Genomic DNA, 9,207 nt, shown 5'->3' with positions numbered 1-9,207 from the left:
TGCTGCCAAAAAGACAATTACAGAATAATTCAAGACTATGGAAACCCTTCCAAAATCAGAATGCAGCGGAAAATGGAAACTGACTGGGCGCAAAAAATCTACAAAAAACGATCAAAAACAGCAGAATTACCCTTTGCACACCTAAAACAAAACATGAAACTACATGAATTCACCACAACAGGAATAAAAAATACAAATACCGAATTCAAACTATACACAATCGGACACAACCTAAAAAGAATATACAACGAAATAAACAGAAAAAACAACTAAAAATAAGAAAAATTACAAAAAAATCAAAAACACAAAATTCGATTAAAAATTTTGCGTCACATCCTCAATGAGAATTTTCAAAATTTAGAAAATCCATATTTTTTATATGGTGATTTTCATGAAAAACGATTTAATTGATTTAATAAAAACCAAAATGGAACCTCATTTAAGCGAAATTCAATTATATGAACTTAATAGAAATCTTCAAGTAATTTTGAGGAATTTTAATGTTGTCAAATTAGATAGAAATTTATCAACTGAGGTATCAAAGGGAAATTTGGAGTTATTGATGTCTTTTCTTTCAGCTAAGGAAATTGAGGGATGCTCTAAAAAAACAATTACTTATTATAGAAATACAATTTTAAAAATGCTCGATAAGATCAATTTAAGAATTGAAAACATAACCACTGATGATTTAAGAAAATATCTCTCGGACTATAAAAATCAAAGCAATGCATCCAAATCAACAATCGATAACATAAGAAGAGTGCTGTCCAGTTTTTTCAGCTGGCTTGAGGATGAGGATTATATTCCTAAAAATCCTGTTAGAAGGATTCACAGAATCAAGACCAAAAATGTCGTTAAGGAAGTAATAAGTGATGAGAATTTTGAAGTCCTAAGGGACAACTGCAATAACATAAGGGACTTGGCAATGATTGAACTTTTGGCTTCAACCGGATACGTGTAGGCGAACTTGTTAACCTGAATATTGATGACGTCCTGTTTAATGAAAGGGAATGTGTTGTATTGGGGAAAGGTGATTCTGAACGTATTGTTTATTTTGACGCAAAAACAAAAATTCACCTGCAAAAATATCTGGAGTCTAGAGATGACAGTAATCCCGCTCTTTTTGTATCAATCAGAAAACCTCACAGCAGGATTGGAATCACCGAAGTTGAAAAAAGAATGCGCAAACTCGGTCGTGAATCTGATATTAAAAAAGTGCATCCCCATAAATTCAGAAGAACAATGGCAACAAAGGCAATAGATAAGGGAATGCCAATCGAGCAGGTTCAAAGACTATTGGGGCATGTGCAGATTGACACCACCATGCAATATGCCATGGTAAATCAGAGCAATGTAAAAATAGCCCACAGGAAATATATAGGATGATATTCATTAAAATAGATAGCAGATAAATATCAGTTTATATGCTTATTTCCGGTAATATGATTGCTCAAGTTTATCTTTCAATTTTGATTTTTCATGAATGTTTAGATAAACAAATAAATTTAAAAATATCAATCATATTTAATTCAATAATGATAAGTATCTAAAAATAAAAAAGATGTAAAATAAACCCTTTTGGGGATTATTTTACTTTGATTTTACTGGTTTTGCTTACTGCCTTGTATGTTGCATCGCCTGCAAACTTGGCAGTGTATTTGAATGTTCCCTTTTTGGTCAGTTTGATTTTTACTGTTGCAACACCTTTGGCGTTGGTTTTTGCAGAGTATGTTTTGCCGTTGACCTTGAAGGTGATCTTTTTGTTTTTAATGGCTTTGCCTGAGGATTTCAGTGTGGCGGTGAGCTTTTTGGTTGCTTTCTTTTTGAAAGTCTTTTTGGCAATACTTAATGTGGTTGCCTTTTTGGTGACCTTGACTGTTGGTGTGGCTGCAGGTGCTGTTGTGGTCTGTTTTGATGTGTCTGCAGTTATGCTGAAAGTGCTTTGGGCATAAGTGTCACTTCCCAGATATTTAGCCTCGATTTTGCTTTCACCTGAAAGGTCGTTAATGTAGATTTGACCGTACTCATCAGTGGTATCTGTAACTGAAGATCCTCCATTTACAGTATATGTAATCTTTTCACCTGTAAGCTCATCGCCTGAAATGCTTGTCAGTTTGATGATGACTCTACCATCCTTGACGTAGGTGACTTGCATCATGGTGTTGATGGATGTTTTAGGAATATAAACATCATTGTCACTTGTTTGGATGGAATTGAACTTGATTTCAAACTTTTTAATGTCGGGAATGTCTGAAAAGTCATTGTCCTTGACATTAATCTCATCAATGGTGTTAATGGCAAGACTTGACACCACATTGATATTGTAGAAATCCACAGTGGAGCCGTCAACACTCACATCCGCTTTTAAAACGGTATTGTTGGTGATTGTTATTCCACCGATAACAGACGGGAACCCATGTGCAGTGTTTTCAGCCTCAGACAATATCAACAGGTTGCCGTTTTTAACAATGAAAGTGTTATTATCTATAATTATACTGCTTGAAGCCTTTTGCAAACTGATAACCGGCAAGTTCTGATAATCAACTTTTGTAAATCCGAGCTTTCCGGTATATGAGGTATTGATCATTCCGCAGGTTATGAAACGGTTGTTTCTTAAAATGTTTCCCTCGGTTGATGCCCCACCGTAATATATTGCATAGGTGTTGTTGATAAAAGTGTTGTTTTCAACAAAAATCTTGCTTGAAGCAGAAGCTATGCTTAAACCGTCCAGAATGTGGCCTGAGAAAGTGTTGTTTATTACCTGAATGTTGCTTGAGCCCATAAGCTGCAATGCCTTTGTACCGCTGTCTGCACGGTCAGGCACAACACCTGTTGTGGTTCCTGTGAAATAGGAATTTTTAACAATACCATCAACTGAAGAGTACATGTCAATGCCGTAGGCGTAATTTATGAATCTGCAATTGTCAATTACAAGGCTTCTGGTTGCCTGGGCATAAATTGCATTTCCCTTCATTGATCCGCCATAATCCGGCAGGCCATTCGGGTTGATGAATGTTATACCATTAATCTCCACATTGTCTGTGCTTCTAATTTGAAATGCGTTTTCAGATGTAATGTTAACGTTTTCACCTTTAATGCTTACCTTTTTGGTAATTTGGATGGTGGAGTTAACATTATACTGCTTGTCTTTTCCAAGGTTTACTGTATCTCCTTCATTTGCATTATCTATTGCATTTTGAATGTCTGCTGCAGTGTTTCCGTCGACATTAACGTCACTTAAGATGTCTGAAGCATCTTGTGAGGTAATGTCTGTTTGGTTAGCTGCTTGAACGCTGCTTAAGGATAAAACTATCACCAAAAGCAATAGCAATGACATGCCTAGAGTTTTATGTGTCATTCTTTTTAATCTCCAAATGTATGATTTTTTTTAGAGATTTTAGTGTCAAAAGAAATTTATTTTTTGAGTAGTTACGATTATAATATTTGTAATCACATTCAATATAAAAGTTGTTATATTTCGCAAGTTAATCAGCGTGGATTGGTATGCAAAAGACAGTTATTTAAAACGATTTGAAAAAATTATGACATTGTTTTTTTTATAAAATTTAATTATCTATTTAATTAATTTTAAAAATGGATTTTAATCAACTTGTTTTTCGATTAAATCGTTTTAATATTACTTTATAATCTTTATACCTTAAGCTATTCATTTTTTATATGCAATTTTTAAGGAGTGTTCGCATCGATTTAAAACATAAATATTATATATTGATGATAGTGAAAAATAATATTGATGTGCATATATTTGCATATCTATTTTTTAGAGTTAGTGTCAAAAAAATTGTTGAGGGGGTTTAAAATTTAAATTCAACAAGATTTTATTTTCTCCTGAACTAGTGGATATGAAAATATTTAATTCATAACAATATTGAATTTAAAAAAATTAATTAAACCCCTTAATCATTATATTTGATAGTTACTCTGTAAAAAAGATTACGGAAGTAATAATCATGATTAAAAATAAGGTTTTAATTTTGGCAATGTTGATTGTTGCTATTGTTGCAGTCGGATCAGTATCTGCAGCAGATGATGTGGCAGTCGACATTGATGAACCTGCTGACGACATTGCAGTAGATGAAATTGCAATTGAAGATGACTCAGCAGATGAGACTGACGAAATAGTGGAAACAGAACAAACACGAACTATAACATATACTCCATATTATATTGATACAACTTCTGATTTTGATGGTATTAATTATAATATAACTAATGGTATTTTTGACGGTTATGAATTTATTTTTGATAATACTAATGATTACACAAATTTTTCAATGGTAACTGGTAACAACAATAAATTCACAGGTAATGGTGCAACAATTATAGGATCAACTGATAATTTATTCACTGTAGCTGGATCAAACAATATTGTAATCACTGGTTTCAACATGAATGTTGCAACTGGTAAAGCAGCAATATACGGAGCAAATGTGTTCAATGCAGAAATTACTAACAATAATATTACTGGTGGAAAAGATGGAATAAACATTATGCAAACTCATGATAACATAACTATCTCCGGTAATACAATTACTGGAGTAACTAGAGATGCAATTTCTTTAGTTGACCACAGAAATTTAAGTGATACTGAATGGGCTAACAAAGGATATTCTACTATTTCTAATAATATAATTATTGGTTCTGAATATGCAATGTTCTTTGGAGGTAATTTCAAAGGAACAATTGAAGATAATATAATTAATGGATCAGATTATGGTATTGAATTTGCAGGAAAAAAAGCAGTCACTAATGGTAGATTGCAGGTAGACATTATTGCAAATGATATATATAATGTCCAAACAGGTATTGATATGTACCATCCAAATGTTGAATATTTATACATGGGTTTAAATAATATTGAAACATTAAATAATTCTTCATGTTCTGCTATAAAAATTAATTCTAATTTTGCTAAATCAACAGGTGGTGAAATTTGGATTTACGATAATTATTTATATGGTCAAGTAAATCAAACATTTATTAATGTTTGTGATGCTTTTGAGGATAATTATGGATATATAATTGTTAATTAAATTTAAGAATGGAAAATTAAATTTCACATGATATATCATGTGTTATTTATTTTTTCATATCTTCATTTTTATGATTATTATGAGAAAAGTTTATTTTTTCTGTTTGTTTATTATTTTCATGATGATGGCTTCAACTAATGCAGCTGATGTTAATCTAACTGATAATTTAAATTCTCAAATAAATGACCAAGAACATTTACTTGTTGAAAATAATATGGATGTAGATCTAAATTCTAATGAGGATAACGAATTAGTAAATAGTAATCAATTAGATAATAATAATTTAAAAATTAATTCTTCTTCTGATACTTATTCTTTTGATGATTTAGATGGGTGGACTAGTACTGGTAATGCAGATTTGTCTGATGATAATGGGTATGATGGTTCTTATGTTGTTTTAAATAAGGCTTCTATTTCTAGAGATGTTGATTGGACTTATGTTGAAAAAATTGGGTTTTGGTATAAGATTCCAACTAGAGCAGGTTCTTTAACTGTTACTGTTGGGGATGACAATATTAAAAAGATTACTGCTTCAAATGCTATGGATTCATGGGATTATTTTGAGCAAAATGTTTCTTATACTGGTATCCAAAATTTGAAATTTAATGCACCTTTAAATAATAAGCCTGTGTACATTGATTCATTAGTTTTAACACTTAAACCAAAAAACAATACTTATTCTTTTGATGATTTAGATGGGTGGACTAGTACTGGTAATGCAGATTTGTCTGATGATAATGGGTATGATGGTTCTTATGTTGTTTTAAATAAGGCTTCTATTTCTAGAGATGTTGATTGGACTTATGTTGAAAAAATTGGGTTTTGGTATAAGATTCCAACTAGAGCAGGTTCTTTAACTGTTACTGTTGGGGATGACAATATTAAAAAGATTACTGCTTCAAATGCTATGGATTCATGGGATTATTTTGAGCAAAATGTTTCTTATACTGGTATCCAAAATTTGAAATTTAATGCACCTTTAAATAATAAGCCTGTGTACATTGATTCATTATGTTTTACATTTAATTATGATAAAACATCTTCAGATAATCCTCCTGAAAATTATACTTTAGTTGCAGATTTTGAATATGAAATTAGAATTAATACGGGTAGTAGTGCTACAGTTTATTTCACTGATAAATCTTCGGGGGATATTGTACGTTGGATTATGGATTATGGTAATGGTCAAATTTACAATGATACTAAATTCCCGGAGTATAATATATATTCTTCATATGGTTCTTTTGATATATCATTAACTGTTATTGATAAATACGGAAATAACAATACTACAACTAAAGAAAATATATTGACATTATATAATTATAAAATACACACATCTAATGTTGATAGTTTCGAGGGTGATTTGGATGGATGGATATTATATGATATTGCAAGTCATAATTATGCTCAATCATATGATGGAAATTACAGTATTCATGTAGTTGTTAATAAAACTAGTTCAAACCTAACTGATTTGTATCCTATAATGCAAAAAGAAGTTGATTTGACTGATGTTGATTCAATTCAGGCTTTTGCTCGCACAATTACCCTTAGCGGAGTTGGTTCTTCTTCAGGTGCAAGAATATTTGTATATATTGATGGTGAAAGATTAGGTGGAGAAAGCAATTATCTTTCTGTTATCCATTTTGCTGATTGGTACAATCATAATTTTGATACCAGTAGTATTTCAGGAGTTCATAATGTTACATTAATGGGATACTTAGGTACTGGTCCAGGTATTTGGATTGATAATATTAAATATCAGAATTATGAAAATATTGCTAATTTCACCAGTTCTGTACCTTCTGTTAAAAATGGTGAAATCTCCATAACTTTCACTGATAATTCATATGGTAGGATATCTGGTTATTATTGGGAATTTGATGATGGAACCAACACAACTTCTCGAAACCCAACACATACCTTTGGACAAGGCAATCATTCAGTAACTTTACATATTTATCATGATGGTGTGGAAGTAGATAATTGTACCTATGAGTTTAGTTTATCATTACCTACAATAGCTGGTACTGGTGTTAGTTACAGTTCAGTTCAAGATGCTATAAGTAATGCTAGTGAAAATGATGTTATTAATATTGATCCAGGAATGGTCTTTGTTGAAAATTTAGTAATTGACAAAAACTTAACATTAAACTTTAATGGAGCAATTTTACAATCTAAAGATTCCGCAAATCCGGTATTCAGTGTAACTGATGGTGCAACTGTAATCATCAAGGATGTTGAATTAAATCAAAATAGTATTTTTGCAACATCTAATGATTCTAAATTAATCATTCGTGATTCTGATATTAATGTTAACTTAAACTTAAATGAAGGTAATATCGATTTAATTAATAATACATTCAACAATGTAGGTTTAACATTAATTGCAGATACTAATATTTATAATTCCACTATTAATGCAGGTAAATTAACTGTTAAAGGTTATGTAATTGTTAATGACAGTACAATAAGTAATAATTGTATTTTAAATGTTATTGATGATGCAAATATGATATTGAGTAATTCTGACATTATTGATTCAAAAATTGTATCAGAATCAGGAAACCTTACAGTAGAGAATGTAACATTTGATAATACTTATTTAACTCTCACTAATAATTGTAGTATTAATAATGTTAATATTGAGAATAGTGGAGTTATTGTAAATGGTGGTAAATCAAAAATCACCAAAAGTAATTTAACTAACTGTAATGTTGCAATTACACAAACTGCCGGTGAATTGGAATTAACCAATAACATTATTAAAAACAACAACAATGCAATCAACATTACTGGTGGATCTGCAACAATCAGCTACAATGCAATATACCACAATACTGGAGATTTAACACTCAATGGTGCAACCATGAATAATAACTGGTTTGGAACTAATCAAGTAACTGGATATGATTCCTACTTGAGATTGGTTCTCACATCTGTTGACAGTGAAATGTATTCTGGTAGTGAATACACAATTAAAGTGGAATTTGTACCAAATACCGGAAGTATGGATGGTGCATTGAATGATTTAACTTTGGACTTTACCAGTACAAACGGTGAAGTAACTTCTCCAATTGTTATCAGTGATAATCAAGGGGAATTAAAATTCACTGCAGGTGCAGTAAGTGATGAGGTAAAATTCACATTACTGGATGAAGAATACACTCTAGTTAATGGTGATAATCCTGTAAGTATTGTTGCCAAACCATTAGATACTTCATTAAGTATTGAATCAACCGAAAAAGGCAGCATTGTTATCACATTAAAAGACAGTGACGGTAATGCTATTTCAGGTGCTAATGTGAATTATACCATTAATGACGGTAAGACATTATCTAATGTTACTGATGCTAATGGTAAATTCACCATTAATGATTTAACTGGTTTAATCAATATAGTTGCTAATTATACTGGTAATAAAACATACAATCCAACAAATAATGCTAAATCATTTGATTTTAAATTAAACACTGGTATGATAATTGCTAATGAAAGCAAAGTTATCACCATTACATTAAAAGATGAAAATGGTAAAGCTGTTGTTGGCGCTAATGTGAATTATACTGTTAATGGCGGTGAGACATTATCTAATGTTACTGATGCTAATGGTAAATTCACAATTTCTGATTTACCTGATGAATACATTGAAATTAAATTCAATTATCCTGGCGATGATACATACAACGCTAATGTCACTTCAATGAATTTTAACTTCACTGTACCTCAAAAGGAAAATACAACAAACAACACCAGTAATGCAACTAACACTACTGGAAATGGTGGTTCTACAAACACAAATACTCAAACAACCACCACTACTACTGCTAAAACAGTTAAAGTTGCATCTAAGATTGTTGCTAAAAAGAAAACTTTTAAAGTGAAAACTAAAACTAAAAAATACAAAATCACTCTTAAAACAAAAAGTGGTAAGGCTATTAAAAAGGTTAAAGTTACTTTAAAAGTTAAAGGAAAAACCTATAAAGCAAAAACAAATGCTAAAGGTGTTGCAACCTTTAAAATAACAAAATTAAATAAAAAAGGTAAATACACAGCAAAAATCAAATTTGCAGGAAACAAATCCTATAAAGCAACCAGTAAAAAAATAAAATTAACAGTTAAAAAATAAAGAAGTAAAATTGAAAAATAT

The 9,207-nt window shown here is 30.9% G+C and carries 6 protein-coding genes; 5 read left to right on the top strand and 1 reads right to left on the bottom strand.

Annotation, left to right across the window (positions count from 1 at the left end; genetic code table 11):
- The 3 genes from MBBTH_RS10345 to MBBTH_RS11145 form a co-directional block, all read left to right on the top strand.
- The coding region (locus tag MBBTH_RS10345) for a transposase (RefSeq protein ID WP_207773368.1) at positions 1 to 273 on the top strand (273 nt) is incomplete at its 5' end.
- A 289-nt stretch (positions 274 to 562) separates the two neighbouring features.
- Positions 563 to 961, top strand: coding sequence for a tyrosine-type recombinase/integrase (locus MBBTH_RS11150; protein WP_243409809.1), 399 nt, complete (start codon positions 563 to 565; stop codon positions 959 to 961).
- Complete coding sequence (locus MBBTH_RS11145) at positions 952 to 1,386, top strand: tyrosine-type recombinase/integrase (protein WP_341476450.1); 435 nt, start codon at positions 952 to 954, stop codon at positions 1,384 to 1,386. The genes MBBTH_RS11150 and MBBTH_RS11145 overlap by 10 nt, the downstream gene beginning before the upstream one ends.
- Positions 1,387 to 1,585: 199 nt before the next feature.
- Here MBBTH_RS11145 and MBBTH_RS10335 read toward each other — a convergent pair whose 3' ends face one another.
- Positions 1,586 to 3,358: a right-handed parallel beta-helix repeat-containing protein gene (locus MBBTH_RS10335; protein ID WP_116592960.1), complete on the bottom strand. Its 1,773-nt coding sequence runs from the start codon at positions 3,356 to 3,358 to the stop codon at positions 1,586 to 1,588.
- A 613-nt stretch (positions 3,359 to 3,971) separates the two neighbouring features.
- Here MBBTH_RS10335 and MBBTH_RS10330 point away from each other — a divergent pair.
- Positions 3,972 to 5,054, top strand: coding sequence for a right-handed parallel beta-helix repeat-containing protein (locus MBBTH_RS10330; RefSeq protein WP_116592959.1), 1,083 nt, complete (start codon positions 3,972 to 3,974; stop codon positions 5,052 to 5,054).
- A 118-nt stretch (positions 5,055 to 5,172) separates the two neighbouring features.
- Positions 5,173 to 9,186, top strand: a complete 4,014-nt coding sequence (locus MBBTH_RS10325; RefSeq protein ID WP_165814075.1) for a PKD domain-containing protein — start codon at positions 5,173 to 5,175, stop codon at positions 9,184 to 9,186.
- Positions 9,187 to 9,207 lie beyond the last annotated feature (21 nt).

This window comes from Methanobrevibacter thaueri, assembly GCF_003111625.1.
Lineage (GTDB): Archaea > Methanobacteriota > Methanobacteria > Methanobacteriales > Methanobacteriaceae > Methanocatella > Methanocatella thaueri.
The sequence above is the reverse complement of the archived record's forward strand: the minus strand, read 5'-3'. Positions and strand labels throughout refer to the sequence as shown.